Source organism: Spirosoma radiotolerans, assembly GCF_000974425.1.
GTDB lineage: Bacteria > Bacteroidota > Bacteroidia > Cytophagales > Spirosomataceae > Spirosoma > Spirosoma radiotolerans.
The window spans coordinates 4,255,548-4,280,896 of the sequence record NZ_CP010429.1; the positions used below are offsets into that span (position 1 = coordinate 4,255,548).

A 25,349-nucleotide genomic window follows, 5' to 3' on the forward strand; every position below is an offset into this window, starting at 1 on the left:
AGTGCATCAATAGAGCGAAACCTGTACCAGTGTATTACCCATTGGTACGTCACTAACTTCACCTCTGAAGTTTTGACGCTGTACGCCTTCAATTTGAATAACGAGTCGGTCACCAGGCTGTGCTTCAGCAGCTAACGAAGCAATAGAACCACCTCCAGGACCAACGGTTACGAATTGAACCCGTTTGGTACCACGTACCAGCGACACAGTAGAGCTACTTGTACGAAATTTAGCATCATCAGGAGAGTAAGCCGCAAAGCTAGGATCAGGAACGGCCTGAATCCGTACACTGCGTGCCGATGATACAGGAACCCCGCGTGGATCATTGGCGCGAGTACCACCAACAAAAACTTCTAAGGTTGGCCTAGGTACCTTATTGACCCGGAAACGCTCGGTACCCAGTAAACTTCCTGAGTTACTGATGTTCAATGATACGTTCGCTGAACTTGGCACAACTGTGATCTTTCCTTTTTCTCCTGATGATACAACTGAAGCACCATCAGCAGAGAAACTTGGATTCCATAAAGCACCTAACTGCGGACTTTGAATGCTAAGCTTGTTAGCGCAACCCAGATACAAAGGAGGCATTGTACCCGTCTCGATCTGATAAGATGGCTTCGCGACATAATATTCAGCCGACAGAGGAACCGTTTTCAAACCGGCTGCCGTCTGGTAAGCGATCGATCCAGTCAGTGTCCGGCGCGCCAGGCCATTTTTATCGTAAGCACCACCCTGAGCGGTGAACTCAATAAGACCTTGTCCATCCTGAACCCGAACGGCTCCACCATTCAGACTCATCCGGGGCTGAATGCCCGATGATGAAGCAGCCAGAAACATTTGGCCTTTAAACTTCGTACCCGCCACAACAACCTTCGAGTCCATGCTTAGCATCGCAATGATCTTATCAAACTTAACGTCCTGCGCACCAACCTTACTGGCAAGCACGTCCAGCACTTCACCTTCGAGACGACGAACGTCGGCCTGCTTCTGGCTTATCACGGCTAAGGCAGCTGGTACGGGAGTTTGAGCAAAGTTTAATTCAGCGAAATCTTTTCTCTTCTGATCTGGAGAAAGACTGGCAATGGGATCATCCTTGCCATCAAGCGCCATTGGGGCATACTTATTTCCTGAAAGCCGGGAAAGGTTTTCAGTATAATTATTTAGTTGATCTTTTAGCTTGAAGGCAGCTCCATTCCGGTTAGTACCGATCATGAGTTGAGCTACTGATTCCTCTTCGCTTAGATTTTTGATGTTACCGGATTCGTCACGGCCACCACTCGTCGTTACAATCTGGTCTTTAAGCTTATCAAGTTCGCCACTCATCTCAGCGGTCAACTTGCGTACTTCATCGGCTTGCTTAACGATAGCTAAATCCGCAGCCCGGTTACCAGATTTTTCAACAGTTGCCCGGATGTTATCAAATGTAGATTGGTTTACCTTGCTGACAGCGCCGATCGACTGCTCCAGACTATTGTTAATTAAAACGAATTTTTCCAGAATGGCCGACGTGACTTGCAGAGCCAGTAATGCGGTCAAAACCAGATACATCATCCCGATCATCTTCTGACGGGGTGTCTCTTTTGTGCCTGCCATAAACTATGGTAGTAATAATATAAGTTGTGGAAAGGTCCGCCGTAGCGGTTATACAGTTGGGACAAAGTAAGGGTAACGTTGTCAGTTACGGATGTTTAATTCAGTATCTGACAACGCTACACGCTACAATACAATTCTTCTTAGTTGCCACGCATGGCTGTCAACATGCTGCCATAAACGCCATTTAGTGAGGCTAGATTACCCGTTAATTTAGCCAGTTCGTTTTTAAACTGCTGTGTATCCCGGCTCGCGTCACTCATGTTCTCCATGGCAGCAGACAAGCTACCATAAAAAGCGTTCATTGCCTTCAAATGCTTGTTGGTATCCTGTAACTCCAGTTCGTATACGGCATTTAAAGCGCCCATATTCTTAGTTACTTTCTGGAACTGATCACGGTAATCTTTAGCGTCTGTTGTGGCATCCGCCATTGAGTTCATTGCGGTGATTGCCGTACCGTATGACTTATTCATTTCCCCAATCGAGTTAGACGCCGATTTAACGTTGCGGGCGTAATCGTTGGTCGCAACGGTGGCATCGGTAAGATCGGTTAACTTCGACACCGTCTCGTTCAAATTGCGGAACCCTGAGCCTAGCCGTTCGAATACGTCTGGTGTCACTTTCGCTTGTGCCAACATCTGATCCATGTTTCCGGTCAGACCATTTGCCTGCGGTGCAGGTTTGCGGGCTTCTCCTTTGTAGTCATCAGCCAATTCTGGATAAACACGTTCCCAGGCATAACCGTCGTCCGCTGTAGCAGGCATTGTAAAACTCTGAACAGCATACAAAATAAAGATTACTACTTCCGTTAAAAGGCCGGCGGTTAAGAGCCAACCGAATTGTTCATTGTGGGTAATTTTGGCCCAAGCTCCGGCGATTACGACGGCCGCTCCGGCACTATAAATGGTTGGTACTAAACGATCCCAAAAAAAACTTGATGACTTTGCTGCTGCCATGATAAACTATTGTTGGTTGGAATAGGTAATTAACTCAGGTGGGTACTGTTTTATTGTACGCTGAAGAATGATCGATATGCTGTTATCGCTTAAGCCTTTTTGGCCGAAGCTTTCTTAGGCGCTTTGCTCTTACCGCCACCGCCAACTCGTCCAGAAGCCGTACGTCCTTCCAGGTTATCCATTACACACCGGAAACCAATATAAGAGCGCTTCTGATCTTCGTATTCATAGTAACGAGTACCTGTTTCCAGATAGTAGGCAATGTCTTTCCAGGAACCACCACGAACGACTTTCCGTGGTTCGTCGGCATTCTGGTTGTCCGGGTTCATATCCCAAACAATGGCATTGGTATTGTCAGCATAAGCATCACGGCACCATTCAGCTACGTTACCCGCCATGTTATACAGCCCGTAATCGTTTGGATTGTAGGCGGTTGCCGGAGCTGTATACGGATAACCATCTGCATCAAAATTACCGCGTTGGGGTTTAAAGTTAGCGAGGTAACAACCTTTACCATTCGCTACGTACGGGTTACCCCATGGATATTTCGCGCCGTTTTTACCACCCCGTGCAGCCCACTCCCACTCAGCCTCCGATGGGAGCCGGAAACCAAACGATTTATAGCCACCATCTTTTGTCCGGAAATCATCGAGTGTATTGGTGCGCCACTTACAGAAATGCTTGGCAGCTATCCAACTTACACCAACGACAGGATACGTATCGAAAGCCGGGTGTCCATAATAATGCTCAAGCATCGGATCACCGTTGTGATAAGTAAAGTCGTTTTTCCATACCGTTGTATCGGGGTAGTATTTTGACATTATCTCCTCTTCGCCCAATGTCGAAACGGAGTCAGCCAGCAGGGCATTTACATATTGCCGATACTCGTGATTCGAGATTTCAGCATCGTCCATATAAAACGAACTAATTGTAACCTGCCGGTTCATGTTGATTTGTGTGGCGGCTACATCTTCATCTGCCTGCCCCATAATAAACGAACCTGAGGGTACCAGCACCATGCCAAAGGGGGTTGGTTGTTTCCAGCCTTTACGCCCGGTAGCTGTGATCTCACCGTTTGTAATGCCTACTTCTCCTCCTTTACCACCACTACCGCCAAATTTTGACTTCAGAAAGCCACAACCTTGCATAAGCAGTACTACTGCTGCGCCCATCACTAACCGGGTTGCGTTGACTGTTAACCAGTTATACTTCATCATTGTCGAACTTTTACCTTCTTCTTGTGCGAGACCAGACTAAAAACGAAAATCTGTTTGGTTATTGTATGTTAAATTCGGGTTCAATGTATTTTCTCTGCATCATTTTTGTGCGAATCAGAGATTTATAATCAGAACGCCATCAATTCGGTCAAAAATAAGATTCACACTGCAAACTGCCTAACAAGAATATTGCCAAATAGGCACTTTACGTTAAACTTATCCAAGAAATTAATTACTCTATGGATTACCTAGTAGCGGAAACGTGGTGTCCTAATAATAGGCTTTTTACGAGCATCCGGTGCAGGCAATGCATACGATAAAAGAATTTCGTGTGATGTCGGGCTTTTTACCTGGCTGCCACTCGTCACAATATCCAATGCGTATCCAACTCTCAACGCGTTGTTCCGCATTAAGTTTATTCCTGCGGTGACCATAATAGCGTCTTTCAACCGATATCCCAGCCCCGCCCATATCCGATTGTCATACGTTCCTAGCAGATTTAGCGCAACTGTAGATCCTGGAAGGCCAGCAGCTGTACTGTACTGTACTAAAATCGATGGTTGTAAATCAATATTGTACCCCATTCCAAGCCTGTAACCTGCCGTTAGATACGCCTTACTGTCGGAAGGGTCGGTTAACCGATCAGCTACATAACTGTATTTGGCCTTGTTTAAGTGTGTCATACTTACACCCAGCCAGTAATCGGTCGTATTATAATATACGCCTGCGCCAATGTCTGGTTTAAATTGATTGATTCGGCCGCTAGGTAGCAATGGGTCACCCGGATCACCGGGACGAAATTGGTTAAAATCATATCCCCGATTAAACATACCGGCCTGAACGCCTATCGACAACGTCCCACTTTTCAGAGCAAGTCGATAAGCATACGATAGCTGCACTGCCTGATTAATAGAGGGCCCGTATTTATCATTCAACGCATAAATCCCAATGCCACTTTTAATGCTGGCGAGTGGCATATTGAACGACAGCATTTGTGTGCTTTGCGCAGCACTCTCGTCGCCAGTACCGCTGGTCTGATAACCCAGATATTGTGTCCGTTGCGTGATTTGAATACGCGATACCCCCTCCGACCCGGCCGCGGCTGGGTTGTAATAGAGCGGATTATACATGTACAAGCTAAATTGCGGGTCCTGCTGAGCAAAGGCGGTTGGAGCAACAATCGTTAGCAGGATAAAAGCAAAAACGTAGAGTGTGCGAATCATACGACCTGACCAAAATTCAGAACAAGGGTTATCAATTAAACCAGCGTTCCAGTAAACAATATCACAGTTTACAACTAAACGCCTGCAAAGCCAAATTATTTGCCTCAATTAAAGGCTAAATGCCGGACGTGAGCCTATTACTCCGTTCCGGCATTTAGCTTTTCGTATAACGGCTACGGTTTATTGATTGTTAGCCTTTTTTAGATACAGGTCCAGGGCACCTGTCATGGACGGCGCATTCGGCAATGGCGCTTCAATATCGAGCGTTAGGCCTGCCTCTTTGATTGCTTTGGCCGTTGTTGGGCCGAACGCAGCCATGCGAGTGCCATTCTGATTAAAGTTCGGAAAATTGCTCAACAGCGAACTGACACCCGATGGACTAAAGAAGGCGATTATATCGTAACTCTGAATATCGAGGTCCGATAAATCGGTGGGTACGGTATCGTACATGACGGCCTCCGTAAAGTGAAGACCACTTGTATCCATAAATTCCGGAATATCATTCCGACGGATGTTTGAACAGGGAAACAGAAACTTTTCGTTCTTGTGTTTCTTGATCAAATCAAATAATTCGGAAGCTGTCTTGGTACCGTTGAAGATTTTGCGCTTCCGGATGACGATGTATTTCTGAAGGTAGTTGGCCGTTTGCTCCGAAATACAAAAGTACTTCATATCGGCAGGCACCTCAACGCGACCTTCCTGGCAGATCCGGAAAAAATGATCAATAGCATTCCGGCTGGTAAAAATAATGGCCGTATGCGCTAATATATTAATCTTCTGACGCCGAAAATCCTTGAACGACTCGCCCTGAATCTGAATAAAAGGCCGAAAATCGATTTGAAGGTTGTACTTGCTAACTAAATCAAAATAAGGAGATTTCTCGTCGGCTGGTCGGGATTGGGTCACTAACATCCGGTTTACTTTCGTGAGCCGGTTTTCGGTGGATTGCATGCTGGGTTCGTTCATTGAATCTCTACTGGGTTCAACAGCTAATTTTCTCCTTTAACGCATTCAAGAATACTTAAAAGTGAATATAGCTCACTTATCACTGACCACTTTTTCTCAAAGCGCGAAGCGCAAACCGATTATGAGTGGAATCAATTCAACGATGCAAAGGTACGAAAATAAATAAAGATTCTTGATAGGTTCAAGGCTTCGGATCACAAGGTAAAGCAGGAATAGACGGCCCAGATAGAACCCAATCAAGGGTAAAAGCAGCATGTTGGGCACCCATGGTAACATGGGCGCATTGAACTGAATGATGGACAACAGGAGCGCCAGCGCCGTAAAAAACAACAACGACGACTGTATTATCTTGAAGTAATGAACATGAATTATGTCCTGTAGTTTGTATAAACCGCCCATCACTTCCAGCAAAACATATTTCCCGATGAGGCTTAAAAAAGCTACGCCACTGACCAGAAAGAACTCACCAATGAGCCAGCCAAAATGCTGTTCGCCAAGCAGTAAGGTGCGTGAAGCAAAAACATCGAGGTTGCGGCTTTGTACGAATATGATCAGGTACCCAATAACGAAGCCGAGGTTGAGCGTGAACAGCAGGTTCGTGCTACTCAACGGTCTGTTAATAAGAAATGACTCTTCCTGCGCTCGAAAAGAGATCAGATCCTGCAAGCTGTAAAACCGCAGAAAAGCCCGGTGATAAAGGGCAAACAGACAGGCATGGGTGGCTAGCAAAAACAACAGACCGAGGCTCAGAAAATTATCGTAGATCGTTTGTGGACGAGGCCGAACGCTCAGATTGTCGTCCCCCAGCACAACCTGTTTCTGGGTAGCCGACTTGGGATAGCCAATAAATACCCGCTTGTCATCTAGACCGGGCGCCCCATAAATTGTGAGGAAAATTTCCGGTTGACGATACACTCTGAATAAACTATCAATGCTGAGAACCTCCCACCGGTCGGCGATAAGTTTGCGCTTGAGCGCAGCATTGATGAATAAATACCCGTCCCGTCGGGTAGAAATCAGCAAGCTATAATGTCGGTTGCTTTCCAGATCAACGTAGGCGCTTAAGGCCGTCTGACCTGCGTGTTGCTCAAGTATGTATGGAATGTACGCTTTAGCTCCTTCATCATACACCTGAAAATCGTCGCGAAAATCGTGAACAGGATAATACCGTCCTTCGGGGCCAACGCCCGTAACGCGGGGCTGGGCAGTGGCGGGGAAAAAGAGAAAAAGCGAAAGAGCGAATGAGTGAACGAGTGACGCGACGGATATAGAAAAAGCGAAAGAATGAAAGGGTGCGATGAGGCTAAAATTCCACCTCAGTATAGCCACTCTTTCATTCTTTCGCTCTTTCACTCTTTTAGTCTTTTATTTCCCTAATGCCTTGAGCATTGTGTCGCCAATGAGGGCGGGCGATTCCACAACGTGAATGCCACACTCCTGCATGATCGCCATTTTGGCCGCTGCCGTATCGTCAGCACCGCCAACAATAGCTCCGGCGTGTCCCATCCGGCGTCCTTTTGGTGCCGTTTGGCCTGCAATGAAGCCGACAACGGGCTTACGGTTGCCATCTGCTTTGATCCAGCGGGCAGCTTCGGCTTCCATACCACCTCCAATTTCACCAATCATAACGATGGCTTCCGTATCAGGGTCGTTCATCAGCAATTCGACGGCTTCTTTCGTCGTCGTCCCGATGATTGGGTCTCCTCCAATACCAATAGCCGTCGACTGGCCTAAACCCGCTTTCGTCAGTTGGTCAACCGCTTCGTAAGTCAGCGTACCGGATTTAGAAACGATACCGATAGTACCTTTCTTGAAGATGAACCCAGGCATGATTCCCACTTTGCACTCCTCAGCCGTCATGACACCCGGACAGTTCGGGCCAATCAGCCGAACGTCTTTGTCTGACAGGTAATTTTTTACAGCTACCATGTCTTCCGTCGGGATACCTTCAGTGATACAAATGATCACCTTAATACCCGCTTCGGCGGCTTCCATGATGGCATCGGCCGCAAAAGCTGGCGGTACGAAAATAATGGAAACATTGGCGCCTGCCTGCTCGACAGCCTGCAGAACTGTATTAAATACGGGCCGATCAAGGTGCGTCTGGCCACCTTTACCAGGTGTTACACCCCCAACAACGTTGGTGCCGTATTCAATCATCTGCTGGGCATGGAAACTGCCTTCCGAGCCGGTAAAGCCCTGGACGATAACTTTGGAGTCTTTGTTGACTAAAACACTCATGACGGTTTGTAAATCGTTGGCGATACGGTTAATTGCAAAAAAGCCTGCCTAACAAACTAGAACGCATTTTGTGACGAGTCACCTTCTTTTCTGTTTGGTTCAGTAGCCTTATTCCGCTTAAAAAGTTGGGCAAAAGTAGCCGAAACTTCGTAAATTACGTGATGATTTTTTCGCACATCCTTTCCGGCTCCATTCTGGCCGGGGCGGGCGTCGGAGTGTTCTGGCACTTTTTTGGACGCATTTCTTTGTTTAACCGGCTTCTCTGGGGTTTCTTTCTGCTGACAACCTCCGTTGCGGCCCTCATTGGCGTTCTTCATTTCGCCGGGAATGAATCACTCGAACCGCTGCATCGGTCCATGATCGTACTGGCTGATTCACTGGGTGTTGTGTGCGTTGTCACGGCAGTTTACGCTCTATTAAATCAACAGACGCTTACCCTGATTTCCTTCGTAACTACGGTGCTTTTTGGCTTGTTTCTGTTCATCAGCCTGTTGTTGCCCGATGTTCGCGTATTTACGCCAATCGTTCCTTCTATGGGAATTTTAATACTCATGTTGCTGGCTGTTTTTTCGCTTCTCCAGCGAAATAAGCGAGGGCTTTGGGTCGTTCTGGCTGCTATGATGATGGGATTGGCGACGAAAGCCGACTCATTTGACGGCTTCATTCATCCAACAGATTTCTATCATTATGCCACCACGCTGGCGTTGTGGTTTTTTGGAAAGGCATCTGACTGGCGGGCTGGAATCAGTAAGTGAAAACAACGGGAACCTTCGGCACCCGAGATGGGCAAAAAGTTGCCTAACCAGTTAACTAATCCCTTACCAAACCAGTTACTCAATCACTTAAGACCTATACTCAACGAACGTGGATTTATTGGAATTAGCTCACGACCCAGTCGAAACGGCCAGGGCAGCCCGCCTGGTCTATATGAGCGATACAATGCCGGGAATCAGCCGCCAGCAGGCGAAGGATCAGTTTAACTATGTCGATACACACGGCAACGTCATTGACAATCCTGATACACTAGCTCGCATCCGCAGCCTGATATTACCGCCCGCCTGGCAAAATGTCTGGATTAGTCCAAAAGCAAATGGGCACTTGCAGGCAACGGGCATTGATACCAAAAATAGAAAGCAATACCGTTATCATCCGAAATGGAATGCCATTCGGAGCCAGACGAAATTCTTTCGGATGGTGGCCTTCGGCGAAGCCCTGCCCCTGCTTCGTGAACGGTTGGCGAAGGATTTGAAGAAACCTGAGCTTGCGCGCGAAAAAGTGATTGCCATTGCCCTCAGCGTGATGGAGCAAACCCTGATCCGGGTAGGCAATGCGGCTTATGAAAAGGAGTATGGTTCTTATGGCCTAACGACCCTTAAAGACAGGCACGTGAAGCTGGAAGGTACTGAAATGCGCTTTAGCTTCAAGGGCAAAAAAGGAATTTATCATGACATTACCCTGCATGATCGGCGGTTGTCCCGCCTGGTGAAAGCGTGCCGCGATATTCCGGGAAAAGAGCTGTTTCAATATTTTGACGAGAATGGCGACCGACATCCGATTGACTCGGGTATGGTCAATGCTTACCTGCATGAAACCATGGGCGACGATTTTTCGGCAAAAGATTTCCGCACCTGGGCCGGTACGGTAAACGCGCTGCGGCTTCTGGCCGAACTGGAACCCTGCGAAACCGAAAAGGAGTTAAAGAAAAACGTCAACACCGTTTTAGACGAAGTGTCTCATAAACTGGGCAATACCCGGACCGTTTGCCGGAAACACTACGTACATCCGCAAATTCTGGAAGCATATGAGTGCCAGGATTTAAACCCATACATCAAGCAAAAAGCCCGCTTCAGGCAGAGTAGTCCCTATGGACTCGACGGCATTGAGAAATTACTTCTTAAATTTCTGAAAGACCAGATCAAGAAGACGGTTGAAAAATAAAGCAGGTTGACGGACCGAAGAAAGACAACCGTTTCCTCGGTCCGTGTCCTCACGGACCACTATTTCCTATTAAGCAGATTTGCTCGTCGGATATACGGCCCGTGAGGACACGGGCCGAGGAGACAGACAACCTTTATTTTTTTACTTCCGGCGCATTGTCCTTACGGACTTTTATGCCTCGGTTTGAAGCCCACTCTTCTGCTTTGGCCGTTGCAATGGCAATAGCACGTTGTTCTTCCGTACCTTCTGCCAGCAAGGCGTTGGCAATATCAATGGCTTTATTCCGAACCGGCGCCATAAAGTTCTTCAACGAAACAGGGTATTCTTTCTTTGTCCAGGGCATGTCGATCACACGTTAAGGAGTTCGTACCTATTCTATTCACTAACAAACCTCTTAACGAATGAACGCCCGAACCGATTGAACGGGTTATCTAGCGGCCAAGCTCCTGGGTAATGGTACTGCTTAACCGCAGCAGTTCAATCTCGGCAGTTTTGGCATTGAACTCGGCATCAATCAACCGAAGCTGGGCATCTAACAGGTTACGCTGCACGTCGCGAAAGCCAACAGCGGTCAGCGTTCCCAGGCGATAACGGTCATAGGCAATGTCTACGTTCTGGGTGGTAATCTTAAAGTTCTGAATTTCAAGCGATAGCAATTGTAAGTTGGTTTTATACTGCTGATAGGTTTGCGTTAGGGCCAGATCGAGCTGTACACGCTGATCATTGGCCTGATACTCAGCTGAGAGTGCGTTGGCAGCAGCTACCTGGTTGAGCCGCCGTTGGTTGAATCCGTTAAAAATGGGTACCGACGCCTGAATACCGTAAGTAAGACCATTATTCCTGGCCGTTGCCACGGTTGTGTTTCCGCCCTGGTTATTGGTACTGGTATAGGTATATCCCGACAAGAGATTCACAGTAGGAAGCTGTTGGGCTTTCGCTAATTTTATATTCAGATCAGCAACGCGTCTGTTCAGGACGGCGGCTGCCAGCAGTGGGTTGTTGTTGAGCAGCGATTCGCGCAGTTGAGCGAGTGCCAGATTCGAACGAACCAAAATTGTGTCGCGCACGGCAAATTCAGTAGCTGGGTCGCGGACTAAAAGCGTATTCAACAGGATTTTAGCGTTTGACAGGGCTAATTGCTGAGCAATCAGGGCCGCGCTATCTACATTATAGTCGACCTGAGCCGTTAAATAATCCACCCGGGAAAAGCTTCCGACTTCAAAATTAGTTTTAGCCAGATCAAGGCGATACTGCGATATATCCAGTGCCTGCCGCACAGCGAGTAAGCGTTGCAATTGACGCACCACATCATAATAAGCCGTTGACACGCTCGCTACAGTTCCTTCAATGTTGGCTCGGGTATTTACTTCACTAATCCGCACGAGTTCCTTTAACTGGTCCAGCAAATAAAATGTAGCAAACCCGTTGAAAACCGTCCAGTTTAAATTGAGACTGACGGTTGTGTTTTTACTGATAACTCCCGGCCGGTCGGTTGGTGATGTAGTTGGCACCAGGTACGTTTGCCGCAAGTGCTGATTGGAGTTGTTGTTGTTCAGGTTCCCGACCAGAGACGGCAACATACCAGCGTTGCCCAGCGTGTTATTATACACAGCGATTTGTTGTTGCGCCTGGGTTATCTTAATCTGATAATTTTGAGCAAGTGCCGTTCGAATAGCATCAGCCAGCGTGACAATGTCTCCTTGTTGGACAACGGTGGAATTGCGAAGGGCACGCTGGATTGGAGTTTGGGCGGGTTGAGTTTGCTGTTGGGCCAGCGCCGAAAAAGGTAAGAAAGCTAAAAGAAGGTAACTGCTGAGTTTCATCGAATATAGGTTAACAACGACACGTATAACAAAAGTAAGAGAATCTGCGATTGACTCGGTAGCTTATTAACTTTGAGTTAACTTGCATTTTTCATTAAGTCTCCATTATGCGCCGTTTACTGCTATTAATGTCTCTTCTGACAGTTCTTTTAGGCTGTTCATCAAAAAAAAAGGCTGATCTGTTCGTAAAGAACGCCCGCATTTATACCGCCGATTCGAGCTTTACCATTGCCGATGCATTTGTGATTAAAGACGGCAGATTTCTGGCCGTCGGTCAGGCTAATACACTGGCTAGCGAATACGAAGCCGATAGTACGGCCGATCTGGGTGGACAACCCGTCTATCCCGGCTTTTATGACCCTCACTCCCACTTCCTGGGACTCGGTCAGGTACTTACCCAGGCCGACCTGGTGGGCACAAACTCCTACGACGAGCTGCTTGACCGCCTGAAAGCATTTCGCCAGAAACACCCGGAGGCTATGTGGCTCACGGGCCGTGGCTGGGATCAGAATGACTGGCCCGAGAAAACCTTTCCGACTAAAGAAAAACTGGACGCGGCTTTCCCCGACGTTCCAGTTGCCCTGATGCGGGTGGACGGACACGCGCTGTTTGTGAATTCAAAAGCGCTGCGGCTGGCTCAGGTAACGGCTGGCTCGAAACTGCCAGGGGGCGAAGTCATCATCCAGAATGGTCAGCCGACCGGCGTTTTGGTGGATAACGCCATGCAACTTATCAAGCGTGTAATTCCCCAACCCGATTTGGCGGATAAAGCCAATATGCTGCTGGAAGCGCAGAAAGTTTGTGTAGCACTAGGCTTGACAACCGTTTCGGATGCTGGGATCAGCCCCGAAGAAATTAACCTGATCGATAGTCTGCAAAAGGCTTCTAAACTGAAAATCCGCGATTATGCGATGATCAGCCTTGGCGAACCAAACCTCAATTATTTCCTCAAACGGGGGCCTTTTCAAACCGACTGGCTAACGGTAAAATCGTTCAAACTGTATGCCGATGGGGCGCTGGGCTCACGCGGGGCCTGCCTAAGACGTCCTTATAGTGACCGACCACAAACGGGCGGCTTTCTACTGCTCGGCCCGTCGGAGCTGGAGCGCGTGACCAAGTTGTTGTATGCGTCAAATTTTCAGGCCAATACCCACTGCATCGGTGATTCAGCGAACCACCTGATGCTCGATTTGTATGGGAAACTATTGAAAGGAACGAATAATCGGCGCTGGCGCATTGAGCACGCTCAAGTCGTGTCAGCCGACGATTTCTGGAAGTTTGGCAAGTATTCGATCATTCCATCCGTTCAACCAACCCATGCCACTTCGGATATGTACTGGGCTACTGAGCGCCTGGGACCGATCCGCGTAAAAGGAGCCTATGCCTTTAAGGACCTTATGAAACAGAATGGCCTGATCGCCTTTGGTAGTGATTTTCCGGTCGAAGCCGTCAATCCGCTCTTCGGTTTTCATGCTGCCGTAGCTCGTCAGGATGCGAAGAACTTCCCGGCGGGTGGCTATCAGATGGAGAACGCCGTTGACCGTAAATCGGCCTTGCTAGCCATGACCCGCTGGGCCGCCTACGCTTGTTTTGAAGATCATTTGCGGGGCAGTATCGCCGTTGGCAAACAGGCCGACTTTGTCATACTCGACCGCGACATCATGACCGCCCCCAACCCCCAATTACGCCAGACAAAAGTAAACCAAACCTGGATTGGCGGAGAACGAGTGTATTGAAAATGGTGAGTTATGACTTATGTATCTTATCAACAATTGATTACGAAAAAGTTTTTGTCATCCACTGTTTATATTAACTTACTTCCAGTACCTGATAAGTTAGCTTGTTGAACGTAACGGCATCATTGGCCTTGCGGCCAACTAAAGCCGAAGCAATAGGCGATGCTGCCGAAACAGCGAAGTAGTCCACGCCATCGACGGTTAGTTTACCCGCGCCAATACAGATAAAGAATAACCCTCGGCTCGTAAAGGCCAGGCTTCCGGGCTGAACTGTCTCATAGGTTTTATCAATGTTAACTTGCTTCAACTCACGCTCCACCTTCTGAGCTTCGGCAAGTAGTTGAGCATGACGGTCCCGTTCGAGTTGCGCCATGGCCCGCCCGGTTTCATATTTATCACCCGCGCTACTCTTCGATTCTGAATTGGCGGCTTCCTGAGCGGCTTCCATGGCCTCTCGGGCGGTGTCGATGCGTTTCTGTACATACGCCTGACACAAGGCGAATAAAGTCGCTTTCGTTTGTGGATGTGTATTGGTCAAGTTGAGGTTGCGTTTAATACTGTTGCCTTTTCGCGCAGATGTTAAAGACAACATTTACGCTGAACAGGTTCATTATTCAGGCTTCTGCTTTCTCGATCCGTGCGGACGCGGAACGCACCTTTGCATTGCTTCCTCGATCCGTGCGGACACGGACCGAGGAAGCAATGCAACTGGCTAAAACTCCCCTTCTCCAGGCTCTTTCGTCTTCTTTTTGGCTTGATGCAGTCGGTAATTGAACGTTAGATTTAGTTGCCGCAGACGTCCCTGCGAACTGCTTTCGGTATAAAAGTTAGCGCCTTCGGTAATGGATCGATAACGTCGGGAGTTGAACACGTCGATTACATTAAGCACCAGCGTGCCGTTGTTGTGGAGTACATCTTTGCTCATTGACAAATCCAGCGTAGCAATGGCCTGACGAGTGCCCTGTGGCGTTTTCTGGGGCGCTTCGTAGTTCCCGCGCAACTGAAAATCAAGGCTTTTCAGGATTGTAAAACGAGACATCAGACGCGTATACCAGCTATAGGTATCGCTTTGGTAACTGGCATCCAGGTTGCCTCCATTGGTAACGGCCCGAAAAAAGTTAACACTCCCATCCAGTTTCCACCACTTATAGAGTGCATATGAGCCCGTAAATTCTGCGCCATACGAATCCTCAGTTGCCAGATTTTCGGGGCGGGTCGTCGAATTTCCCAGCTCATCGACCCGCCGAATCCGAATAATCTTTCCCGTTGTGTGCCGGTAGTAAACCGATGAGCTCATCGACCCTTTCTCGACATATTTGATATGACCCACTTCAAAAGCGTTGGTGAACTCAGGGTTCAGGTCAGGATTTCCGCTGAAAAAATTGCGGTTATCGCTAAAGGTCATGAAGGGACTTAAATCATTGTACTGGGGTCGGCGTACTCGACGGCTGTAACTGATTTGTAGCGCGTGCTGGCGAGGTAGGTCGTAGGTAGCGTGTACACTCGGAAACAGATTGGCGTAACTGCGTGGATTGACGTCATTGGTTTGCTTAAGCGTTGTCGTTACGTCCGTCCACTCAGCCCGAAGCCCCATTTGATACGAGAACTTACGGACCTTGTTGCCAACGATACCATATAACGCGTTGATTTTTTCGACGTACAGGAAATCATTCGTTAGGCCGGGCAAAGGTGTCCAGGTGTTATCTGCATTTTGCTGGGTGACCGAGTAGTTGTTCGTCATGTTGCGAGAGCTAATCCGTAAGCCACTTTCCAGCTTACCATCTTTGGCAAACGGCTTCACATAATCGACCTGTACCAGCAGTTGCTTTTCGGTTTCGTCATTGATGGCCCGCTGCAACGTACTTGGAATGCTCGACGGGTTGCCATCGGGCAGAGCGGTCTTTTGGGCAAAAAACTGGTCTGACTTTTCCCAGTTGTCCAGGTAGCGGACATCCGCGGTCAGTTCATGGCCTTCGCGGGCAAACGTCTTTTTATAACTTACCACATACTCCGAATTCGGTTCGGTTTCAGTCTCGTCCTGCGTTCGGCTGGTAATGCTTTGCAGGACGTTATTGGTGTTGACTTTGTAATCGAGGTATTGAATATCCGAGAAACGTTTGCCTTTGCTGAGCCGCCAGGTATACGAAGCCGTCAGGATACTCTTTGGATTAAAATAATAATCAATACCCGCACGGGCATTATTATTTTGCCCTTTGAGACTACTCGTGGAGTTCTGCCGATACACAAAAGTGGTATCGTTGCTATACACTTCCTGATAGAGCGAACTTCGGCCGGGCGTATTTCGGAAAGAGGCTGTGTAATTGACGAAAAAGTTTAAATTTCTGCGCCGGTAGTTAATGTTAGCTGCTGCGCCAAAATTGGTTGGATAGCCCGTAATCACGTCAAACGAGCCATTGAAACCCTCTTTTCGTTCTTTCTTCAACACGATGTTGATGACACCGCCCATGCCTTCTGCCTCGTAGCGCGCCGATGGGTTGGTGATGACCTCCACCCGCTCAATCATACTGCCCTGCAGTTGTTGTAGGCCGCTTCCTCCCTTAAAACTCACCAGTCCGGAGGGCTTCCCGTCAATCAAAATACGAACGCTGTTGCTGCCCCGCAGGCTCACGTTTCCGTCACCATCCACAGCCACCGATGGAATATTTTTCAGAATATCGGAAGCTGTTCCCCCTGCATTGGCCAGGTCTTTTCCGACATTGAATATTCGTTTGTCCAGGGCTAGTTCCATCTGGCTTTTTTCTCCCCTGACAACGACTTCATCCAGCCGTTTGGCGCTCGCAACAAGCACGAGCGAGCCGAGTTGTTTATCCTGCTCATCTAGATTAATAGCCGGTGTAAGTTTCTCGCGATAAGATACGGCACTGACTTTCAAATAATAACGCCCTGGTTTAGTTTGTATCGCAAATACGCCCGACTCGTTGGCCACCACGCCGGTTACGAGAACGGAATCAGCCATTCGGTGCAGCTCAACCGTCGTAAACGGGATTGGGACTTTCTTCTCATCCACCAGTGTACCCCGAATCCAGGCCTGACGGGAGGCTGTCCCCTGGGCATATAGCAGCGGGGGAAATAAAAAGAAAACAAGAAGCAGATTGTTCGTAAAGGTCTTAGGCATAGTTGAGTGTTCAGCGCTGATCAATAAGAGCGGGAGAGACTTTTGAAACCGTATTTACTACGTAAAGACAAAGTGAACAGTCATCTACCAGCGTATCGTCAGTTTTCTACCCGATTTCAGCTTTTTGATGATTAGACAGTTACTGTACTTCCCCACTTAATTAGTGTAGGCAACTTTTAAGCGTATGGGCACTCACTGCATTAACCGGGAAAGCTGAAAGCAGCCGCCAGTAACATTGCCAGCTTCTCACTTAAGTACAATTTAGCAGTCTTTATAGCCACGGAAACAGTGAAGCGAAGTACTGGCTAATCAGGCTATTATGGCTTACTTTCTTACAACTAAATCTGGCATTCATACTCTTCGGTAACGCTACCGGTAGCGTTTGCAGAAAAAAAGTGCGTAAATTTCTTCTTTATGTCTGTTATTATTCGGAAGCTTATAAAGCTTTACTGTTATCAAAGTCTAAATAGCGTAGGGTCACTCCTAGAATAATACATAAAGATCGACTAGTATGATTGCTAAACTTACGTCTCCGGGTCCTGGTCGCCGTCAACCTTACGGCGATCTTGTCGATGTTTATAGCAACGCCTTTTCTCCTGCCTACAAACTTCAGTTCAACCCCAAAGATAAGACACCTAAGTATAGGCAAATTGTACAGTCGATTATTACCGATATTGAGCGGGGAGTCTTGAAAAACAATGAGCAACTACCCTCCATCAGCGAGTTGAGCGTGGAGTATTACCTTGCCCGGGACACCGTCGAGAAGGCTTACCGCGAACTTCGCGAGCGAGGCTATATTACCTCTGTGCAGGGTAAGGGCTATTATGTGCAGACCAATACGGATGCGAAGATCAAGATCCTGCTGGTTTTCAATAAGCTCAGTTCTTACAAAAAGATCATTTATTACGCTTTTCTGAAAGCGCTCGGCGACAAGGCAACGGTCGATCTACAAATTCACCATTACAACGCCTGTCATTTCCAGGAGATTATCGCAAAGAATCTGGGCAAGTATAACTACTACGTTGTTATGCCGCATTTTACGCAGGACCTGGATAAAGCGGATTATAGGCGAGTGCTTGCCTCCATCCCATCCAATGAACTGGTGCTGCTCGACAAAGATGTATCTGAACTGGAAGGGTCACCCCTGAGCGTTCATCAGAACTTCGACAAGGATATTTGCGGGGCACTGGAAAACGCTCAGGACTTGCTGGACAAGTACAATCGGATGGTCCTTATTTTACCCAGCGACGGCAACTATCCTGTCGAAATTGCTCATGGGTTCCGGTCATTCTGCATTAACTACAACAAAGAGTTCTCAATTAAGGAAAACGCCATCCATGAGCACTTGCAGGAAGGCACGGCGTATGTGGTCGTTGAAGAAACTGACTTATCGGAAGTAGTCAAAAAGGCCCGGCAATCAAATTACGAATTGGGTCATGACGTCGGCGTCATTTCGTTTAACGAAACGACACTCAAGGAGTTGTTGAATATTACCGTTATCACCACCGATTTCGAAGCGATGGGCTACACGGCAGCCTCGCTCCTGCTGGACAACAAGCGAATAAAAGTCAAAAACCCGTTTTACATGATCCGGCGCGGGTCGTTATAGGTGCTTACGCAGGTAGTATATATTTCCTACAAAAACAGGAAGTAGTCGTAAATGGTCCGGGTTACTTCCGCAATGGTTCGTTCCCGCACAGGTCCGTCTTTATGCGATGCTTTAACGAAGACGGAGATAGCCACATGACCAGCGTTGCCCGGTAGTGTGATAATGCCGACATCGCTGGCAGTCAGGCCAATTGTACCTGTTTTATGCAACACTTCAGTATCAGGCGGGAGGGCTCCTTTTAGGCGGGCAAGTCCTGTTTCGCAGCGTTTCATGATATCAAGAACCAAAGCCTGACTGGCTGGCTTCAACACCGGTTGCGTATACAGTTTCGTTAAGAGCAGCGTCATCGCTTCCGGGGTCGATGTGTCGCGCGGGTCATTCTCGAACGCTACATAACTGGCTTCTCGCGTTAAGGCCGTACTGAACCTGGCCAATGAATCATAGCGAGCAGACGACCAGGCCTGATTGGCCGCCATCGGTATTCCCACACAATCGGCAATGAGCCAGGCGGTTGGCCGGTCGACACGCAAGCCTTCAACGCCTATCCGCTTCATACAGGCGTTCACCGCAGCAGGGCCACCCGCCAGCCGAAGGCAAATATCTGTTGCACTGTTGTCGCTGATAAGCAGCATCAATTCAAGCAGGCTCCTGACCGATAGAGACAGGTCAGAATTTGAGGAGTTAGGCCAGTTGAACCGATCCGATAACATGCCGCTACCCGGATGGAAATCGCTCTTGGTGATGGGCACGAGCTGAGCCAGCGTCAGACTCCCGCTGTCTACGCGGGTTAGCAGTTGGGTAGCGATGGCTACTTTGTACGAGCTAGCCATGGGAAATCCTTCTTTCCCATTTTGCGTAATGGTCTTTCCTGTTTCAATGTGCGTGGCACAAATGCCCACTTTCCCGCCCGACATGTCGGACAGGCGCATAAGCTCCTGCGAAAGCCGGACCGGAACCGTAAAGGCGGCTGTGGGTTCGGCTAGTTTTGTTGCTTTCTGCTTTTGAGCAACAGACAAATTTGCCCAGAACAGGGCCGTAATGACCAGTAATTTTGTGTATTTGTTCATTGAGAAGTTTAGCGGAAAATATGGATTATTTTTTGGGCATGGCGGCTGTCATGGTCATTTCCACACTGGAACCAAACACCAGCTTCGCTACACCCACCGTTGTGCGGGCCGGGTACGTGCCTTCTTTAAAGAACTGCTTATAGATCGCGTTCATCTTCGAAAAATCATCCATATTACTTAGGTAGACCGTCACGCTCACTACATCATCGAGGGAAGCGCCAGCAGCCTCCAGTACGGTTTTTATGTTTTGGATAGTCTGGGTCGTTTCTGCTTCTACCCCACCCGACACCAGTTTGCCCGTTTGCGGGTCCGTGCCTACCTGCCCGGATACAAACAGCAGCCCATTGCTGATAACACCCGGACTGAACGGATATGGATTTGCCGGCGCTTTCCCAGGCTGAACGATTTTCTTGTTTTGACCAAAGGCCGAAAAGGTGATGCTAAAAGCTAGTAGACAGAGCAGAAGATGTTTCATAAAAGTAGATCTAAAAGTTTGATTGTAAGGATATTACCAAAGGAGCCGTTTAAACTTTAAAAATAGGTTGGCGATAAGTGTTCTTTGTCATTCCGACGCAGGAGGAATCTTCAGCAGGAGGGCTATTTTATTACACTTACCGAAAATTCCTCCTGCGTCGGAATGACAAATTCAGCCTAGTTAAAAAAAGTTTAATGAGCTTCGCTGATCGATACAACTGAAAAAGACATGAGTTTTGTCGACTGGATAAGCCAGGACTTACAAAATCACTTCGACAGAAACGCCCGCAACACAGTATTGTACTCTTCAGGGTCGTTCAGGTACGGAAAATGGCCTTTCTGATGAAAAGTATGCACCTGTGCTGTCGTGTAATATTGTTTTAGCTTGGCACGTAGTTCAGGAAGTATGAGCGGGTCATTATCGGATTCCAGAATCAACAGTGGGACTGCCGATTGTTTTCCGTCAATCGGCTGGAATTTATCGATCACACAATGGTATCGGGCCAGAAACTGCGCCTTCGACATGCGTCCGTATGCATTTTCGAGCAATTGCGCTCCAACCAGCGGGTTATTCTCAGAGGTGGGCAACACAACATTCGTCAGGTTTTGCCGGAGTGCGTTCATGACAGCCCATTCCGGCAGCCAGGAGGCCAGCGAAACGCGGCTATGGTTCAGTTCTTCGTAGACATCATTCTTCGGAAACGTATTGCCTAAAACCGCCTTTGTTACCCGTTGCGGATAGGTGGCCAGCAAGTATTGCGTCAGATAGCCGCCCAGCGAACTGCCAACGACAACCGTAGAATCGACATTTTCTTTATCGAGAATGGCCATGATGCCTTTTCCCAGTTCAGACAGATTATCGACCGGTGGGTAAGTAACGCTGATGACTCTGTAGTTAGGGCTAAACGCGTTCATCTGTTGCCACCAAAAGTCGTAGCCACCGGTCATTCCGTGCAGGAACAAGATGGTTCTAGGGCCTTTCCCCAGGGTCATATAGGTCCAGCTGTACCCTTGTGTGTCAATGGTACGCGTCGGTCGTTTGCGGAAGGCGGCCAGGCCATTAATTGGTGTCTTATCGGAGCCTGTATATAAGTCGAGTGCGTCTTTTTTAGGGGTAGGATACAGGTAAACCGCACTAATCAGGACAACGGGAAGGAGCCAGAGTAATCGTTTATTCATGCAAAGGAAGGAGTAAGAAGACAAGGTACGTGGGTAAAAATAAACACTTTAGCGGAATCCAAGTGAGTTTCTCTTTTTCGTTCATCTTTTATTTCAGAAAGTTATATCAAGCGTATTTTCAGGCTCGCTTGAGCTAAAGGCAATGTATCTTTTGGCGTTAGCCAATTGCTCAGAACGGTTAAAACGCAAAATGAGGACGGGGTTCGATTCCCGTCCTCATTTTATAAAACGCCTGACTTTCTGGCTACTCCTTTAGCCGTTTTGCCTTGGCATCAAACATATTCATCAGGCTCCCTTTGAGGTTATCGTCGTCAACTTTGGCCAGGTCAAGGTTAACATCGTAACCCTGAGCCGTAAAGTATAGGGAAAGTTTATCCGTCCCTTCTTCGATCTTGGTAATTGGAATGGCTCCCTTGGTGGTGTCGGCAGGCGTGGTGATCTCTCCCGTTAATTTACCGTCTTTCCGAACCAGATTAGCCACCAGTTGTGCATCGCCATTGGGTGTTCCTACCACCATAATGTCCCATTTCCCGGCAAAGAAGTCGGCGGGCGCGGGCGCTTGTGCAATACCGTTCATAGCAACGCTCAACAGCATAAAGAAGAAAAGGACGCTTGTTTTTTTCATGATATTAAAGAGTTAAAGGTGAATTGTTAGGAAAAAAAAATTAATTACTGACCAGCGGAACCCAGTACGGCTTCGACACCCATCACCACCATCAGACTGCCGAGTGCTTCCTTTGGATTGGTAAAGACAAAGTACACGTCGTGCGGCTTGCCATCCAGCGGAACAGGGAGTTTAACGGGAACCGTTAATACAGACGGCTTGAAATCCATTTTATCGGAAGGCTCCAGAAATGAAGACTCCCCAACTAATTTACCCGTTGGGCTGTCCAGGTGCACCTCAACCTTGCCTCCTTTTGCATTCAGTTGAGGTTTAGGCGCAGTAGCCATGATGTGAAATTCTGTAACACCATTCAGATCGACTTGCTTCATGGTTATGTAAGCGCCCGACTTGCTGGGAATGGCCAGGTTGTTGCCACCGTAAGACATTTTATTTACGTTGTCGTAAGCATCAAAACTATGCACATCAGCTTTCGCATTCCGCAATACGAACGTCTGTTCCGACTTCAGTGATGGCAGGCCTTTTGCGCCTTTGTCTTCGTAAGAAGCCCGTACAATGTATATACCTTTGCCCTTGTCGCCTGCGGGCAGGTTAGCCGTATAGTTACCCTTTACCGGCAACGCACTGGCAGCAGTGGCTTCACTCGATACGCTGAGAATGTACTTAACCATTTCGGCGGCATCGGCGGTTGAGAGTTGCGGGTGGGCCGCCATAGCGGTTTCACCCCAAACGCCACTACCGCCCGAAATTACTTTTTTCGTCAGTCGCTCCAGCGCTGCATTATCGCCCCTGTATTTCTTGGCGACATCCATGTACGCTGGTCCAATCGACTTTTTATTCAGGCTGTGGCACGCTTTACAATCGCCCGCTTCGATGAGCTTTTTTCCGCCCGCCAACAGTGCTCCGGCATCAGCCGACCGGTGGCCCTGTGCGATAGCAACCTGATCGAAACCTTCGGGTAGGTAATCGATATTAACCGCAACTCGTTCTGGATCAATGCCTTTTCCCAACGTACCATCTTCTTTGTCGCTTACCTTCACATCGTACCGGAACGGTTTATTCGGTGTAAAGAATGACTTGTTGCCACCCGGCATTTCGACCGTCAGTACCGGTGCTTCGTTTCCTACGGTAATATCCATCGACTGCGAGCTGATACCGCCTTTCCCATCGTTCACCGTCAGGGTCGCTTTGTAGACACCGGCCTGGGCCAGCGTCAGATTAGCATCGGCCGTGTTGATTACCTTATTGAATTTGGCCGCTTTATTGAGAGATGTAATCTTCCAGGCATACGTCAGGGCGTCGCCGTCACTATCCGTCGTACCTTTCGCGGTCAGCTTCAGATTCATTGGTGCCGATCCTCCCAGTTTGTTAGCCGCGACCTGCACTTGTGGCTTGCGGTTTCCTCCGTTGTACTCGATGCGAATCAGGCGGGCATCGTCATTGGCCGTAAACCAGCCGGAGCCGTATTCGAGCATGTACAGATCACCATTGTCGGCAAACTCCATATCCATTGGATTGGAAAATTTGTAACTCGGCATGAACCGCTCCATCGACTGATAATTACCAACCGAATCCATGGTCACAGCCATGATCCAGCCGCGCATCCAGTCGTACGCCAACAGTTTACCGTCGTAGTATTTCGGAAACGCCTGGGACGCACCCTTGAAGTCGTCGGCGTAGAAGACTGGTCCCGCCATGGCATTACGACCACCGGCACCCACCAACGGAAACTCAGGCGAACCATCGTACGGATACCAGATGAAGGCTTTCTGGGCCGGGGGGAGCACGGTCAGACCCGTGTTGTTGGGCGAGGTATTGGTAGGCGCATTAACGTCCCACTTATCACCCGACTTGCTGGCGGCAAAGTCGTATTTGGTATATGCTTTATTATCACCCACGAAATGTGGCCAGCCGAAGTTACCGGCCTTACGCGCCTGACCCACTTCGTCATGTCCGGCAGGACCCCGATTGGCATCGGGTTTGGCCGCATCAGGCCCCACCTCGCCCCAGTATACGTAACCGGTTTTGGGATCAACCGAGATGCGGAATGGGTTACGGTGGCCCATGGTGTAAATTTCAGGGCGCGTTTTTGGGGTGCCTTTAGCAAACAGATTGCCTTCCGGAATCGTATAGGTGCCGTCGGGCTGGGGTTTGATGCGGATAATCTTACCGCGCAGGTCGTTGGTGTTGGCCGACGACTTCTGGGCATCCCAGGCACTGCGTCCTTCCCGCTCGTCGCTGGGGCTGTAGCCATTTGATCCGTGCGGATTTGTATTGTCGCCCGTCGAGAGGTACAGGTTACCCGATCGGTCCCAGGCAATCGAGCCGCCGGTATGGCAGCATTCCTCGCGTTGGGTAGCCACATCCAGCAATACTTTTTTAGACACCATATCCAGCTCGTCGCCTTTCAGGTCGAAGCGAGCCAGTACGTTTTTAGATTCGCTGGGGTCTGAATAGTAAAGGTATATCCAATGATTCTGAGCAAAGTTCGGGTCTTTGTTCAGGCCCATCAGCCCATCTTCTCCCATCGACTCTTTGCCTTCTTTGCTGACATATTTGGTGCTGACGGGAATTCGGGCAATGGTTTTTAGCTCTTTGGTTTTGATGTTGTATAACTGAACTTCTCCCTTGCGCTGAATGAACAGCACACGTCCGTCACCCAATACGCACAGTTCCATTGGCTCGTCGAGCTTTTCGGCTAAAATGGCTTTGTTGAACCGGTTTTCTTCAGGCCGGGCTTTGGAAAAATCAAGCGGTTTGGGTGCATCACCACCGGTCGTGTATTGAATACCCGCCCACAAATGATTCAAGAACAACGGCTCAGCGAATGACTCGTCGGTATGACCCATCGCGGTATAAAACGAACGGCCACCGTCGTAGGTCTGATACCAGCTCATGGGGTGAAAATCAGGATTTTTACCGCCGGTATAGCTCTTTTCGTCAATCTTGAGGACGACGTTTATTTTGGGCGAAATATCTTTGAAGCTATAAAACTCATCGGTTCGTTCGAACTCGTCGGGCATGCCTTTTGTCGCCCAGTGGTTCTTCATGGCTACGATGAACTTGCCTTTCTGTACATTGTTAGGCATCGGGTGGTCGAGAAAATAAGCGCCCGCCAGTTTCCCGTACCAGGGCCATTCATATTCCGTATCCGTAGCCGCGTGAATACCCACATAACCGCCACCGGCCTGGATATAGCGCTCAAATGACGATTGTTCTTCGTTATTCAGGACATCGCCCGTCGTGTTGAGGAAGATAACCGTGTTGTATTTCTTGAGATTCGCTTCGGTAAACTGCGTCGCATCTTCGGTAAAGCTCACGCCAAATCCCTTCTCCGCCGACATTTTAGCCAGTGCCTTTTTACCCGCTTCGATGGACTGATGCCGGAACGCGGCCGTTTTACTAAAAACTAATACGTTGATTTTGGGGGATTGGGCCTGTACAGCCAATGTAGCCAGCCACAAACCCCATGAAAGGGCACAGGCTAGTAGACGGTTAGCGCTCATTTCTGAAACTGTTTACGGACGATTGATAAGCAAATGTAGCAGTAAATTTTTTATTGTCTTTTTTTT

At 48.5% G+C, this 25,349-nt stretch carries 20 protein-coding genes; 4 read left to right on the forward strand and 16 right to left on the reverse strand.

Features of this window, described 5'->3' with window-relative positions:
- Positions 1-6: 6 nt before the first annotated feature.
- The 7 genes from porM to sucD all read right to left on the reverse strand — a co-directional run bounded on the left by porM (position 7) and on the right by sucD (position 8,193).
- A complete protein-coding gene (porM, locus tag SD10_RS17315) occupies positions 7-1,593 on the reverse strand; it encodes a type IX secretion system motor protein PorM/GldM (protein WP_046575432.1) in 1,587 nt (528 codons plus the stop codon).
- Between the two features lie 140 nt (positions 1,594-1,733).
- Positions 1,734-2,546 carry a type IX secretion system motor protein PorL/GldL gene (gene porL, locus SD10_RS17320; protein ID WP_046575433.1) on the reverse strand — a complete coding sequence of 271 codons (813 nt, stop codon included), beginning with the start codon at positions 2,544-2,546 and terminating at the stop codon, positions 1,734-1,736.
- 89 nt (positions 2,547-2,635) lie between these two features.
- The gene (gene porK / locus SD10_RS17325) at positions 2,636-3,763 is read right to left on the reverse strand and encodes a T9SS ring complex lipoprotein PorK/GldK (protein ID WP_046575434.1); all 1,128 of its coding nucleotides are present in this window, start codon (positions 3,761-3,763) and stop codon (positions 2,636-2,638) included.
- Between the two features lie 248 nt (positions 3,764-4,011).
- Complete coding sequence (locus SD10_RS17330) at positions 4,012-4,986, reverse strand: PorP/SprF family type IX secretion system membrane protein (protein WP_046575435.1); 975 nt, start codon at positions 4,984-4,986, stop codon at positions 4,012-4,014.
- 180 nt (positions 4,987-5,166) lie between these two features.
- Positions 5,167-5,952 (reverse strand): uroporphyrinogen-III synthase, encoded by a 786-nt coding sequence (locus SD10_RS17335; protein WP_046575436.1) that lies wholly within the window; start codon positions 5,950-5,952, stop codon positions 5,167-5,169.
- A 96-nt stretch (positions 5,953-6,048) separates the two neighbouring features.
- Entirely contained in the window at positions 6,049-7,305 is a 1,257-nt protein-coding gene (locus tag SD10_RS17340; RefSeq protein ID WP_082111626.1) for a DUF4271 domain-containing protein, read from the reverse strand.
- A gap of 12 nt (positions 7,306-7,317) precedes the next feature.
- Positions 7,318-8,193: a succinate--CoA ligase subunit alpha gene (sucD, locus tag SD10_RS17345; RefSeq protein WP_046575437.1), complete on the reverse strand. Its 876-nt coding sequence runs from the start codon at positions 8,191-8,193 to the stop codon at positions 7,318-7,320.
- Between the two features lie 161 nt (positions 8,194-8,354).
- Between sucD and SD10_RS17350 the strand changes: the two genes are divergently transcribed.
- Together SD10_RS17350 and SD10_RS17355 are read left to right on the forward strand one after the other, a co-directional pair.
- On the forward strand, positions 8,355-8,948 hold the full coding sequence (locus SD10_RS17350) for a DUF6962 family protein (RefSeq protein WP_046579695.1): 594 nt from the start codon (positions 8,355-8,357) through the stop codon (positions 8,946-8,948).
- Positions 8,949-9,057: 109 nt separating this feature from the next.
- Positions 9,058-10,131 (forward strand): DNA topoisomerase IB, encoded by a 1,074-nt coding sequence (locus tag SD10_RS17355; protein WP_046575440.1) that lies wholly within the window; start codon positions 9,058-9,060, stop codon positions 10,129-10,131.
- Positions 10,132-10,264: 133 nt separating this feature from the next.
- Here SD10_RS17355 and SD10_RS17360 read toward each other — a convergent pair whose 3' ends face one another.
- Positions 10,265-10,474 (reverse strand): DUF2188 domain-containing protein, encoded by a 210-nt coding sequence (locus tag SD10_RS17360; protein ID WP_046575441.1) that lies wholly within the window; start codon positions 10,472-10,474, stop codon positions 10,265-10,267.
- 88 nt (positions 10,475-10,562) lie between these two features.
- Positions 10,563-11,954, reverse strand: coding sequence for a TolC family protein (locus SD10_RS17365; protein ID WP_046575442.1), 1,392 nt, complete (start codon positions 11,952-11,954; stop codon positions 10,563-10,565).
- Between the two features lie 107 nt (positions 11,955-12,061).
- On the opposite strand from SD10_RS17365, the gene SD10_RS17370 reads away from it, so the two are divergent.
- A complete protein-coding gene (locus tag SD10_RS17370; RefSeq protein WP_046575444.1) occupies positions 12,062-13,690 on the forward strand; it encodes an amidohydrolase in 1,629 nt (542 codons plus the stop codon).
- A gap of 73 nt (positions 13,691-13,763) precedes the next feature.
- On the opposite strand, the gene SD10_RS17375 is transcribed toward SD10_RS17370, so the two are convergent.
- Positions 13,764-14,228 (reverse strand): 3-oxoacyl-ACP synthase, encoded by a 465-nt coding sequence (locus SD10_RS17375; protein ID WP_046579697.1) that lies wholly within the window; start codon positions 14,226-14,228, stop codon positions 13,764-13,766.
- 174 nt (positions 14,229-14,402) lie between these two features.
- Positions 14,403-16,826 (reverse strand): TonB-dependent receptor, encoded by a 2,424-nt coding sequence (locus SD10_RS17380; RefSeq protein WP_046575446.1) that lies wholly within the window; start codon positions 16,824-16,826, stop codon positions 14,403-14,405.
- Between the two features lie 511 nt (positions 16,827-17,337).
- On the opposite strand from SD10_RS17380, the gene SD10_RS17385 reads away from it, so the two are divergent.
- The gene (locus SD10_RS17385; protein WP_046575448.1) at positions 17,338-18,435 is read left to right on the forward strand and encodes a GntR family transcriptional regulator; all 1,098 of its coding nucleotides are present in this window, start codon (positions 17,338-17,340) and stop codon (positions 18,433-18,435) included.
- Positions 18,436-18,461: 26 nt separating this feature from the next.
- Here SD10_RS17385 and bla read toward each other — a convergent pair whose 3' ends face one another.
- The 5 genes from bla to SD10_RS17410 all read right to left on the reverse strand — a co-directional run bounded on the left by bla (position 18,462) and on the right by SD10_RS17410 (position 25,283).
- Positions 18,462-19,502, reverse strand: coding sequence for a class A beta-lactamase (bla, locus tag SD10_RS17390; RefSeq protein WP_046575450.1), 1,041 nt, complete (start codon positions 19,500-19,502; stop codon positions 18,462-18,464).
- Between the two features lie 25 nt (positions 19,503-19,527).
- The gene (locus SD10_RS17395) at positions 19,528-19,977 is read right to left on the reverse strand and encodes a RidA family protein (RefSeq protein ID WP_052731212.1); all 450 of its coding nucleotides are present in this window, start codon (positions 19,975-19,977) and stop codon (positions 19,528-19,530) included.
- 266 nt (positions 19,978-20,243) lie between these two features.
- Positions 20,244-21,155, reverse strand: a complete 912-nt coding sequence (locus SD10_RS17400; RefSeq protein ID WP_046575452.1) for an alpha/beta fold hydrolase — start codon at positions 21,153-21,155, stop codon at positions 20,244-20,246.
- A 244-nt stretch (positions 21,156-21,399) separates the two neighbouring features.
- Positions 21,400-21,780, reverse strand: a complete 381-nt coding sequence (locus SD10_RS17405; protein WP_046575453.1) for a hypothetical protein — start codon at positions 21,778-21,780, stop codon at positions 21,400-21,402.
- A gap of 44 nt (positions 21,781-21,824) precedes the next feature.
- Positions 21,825-25,283, reverse strand: coding sequence for a ThuA domain-containing protein (locus SD10_RS17410; protein WP_046575455.1), 3,459 nt, complete (start codon positions 25,281-25,283; stop codon positions 21,825-21,827).
- Between the last annotated feature and the right edge of the window lie 66 nt (positions 25,284-25,349).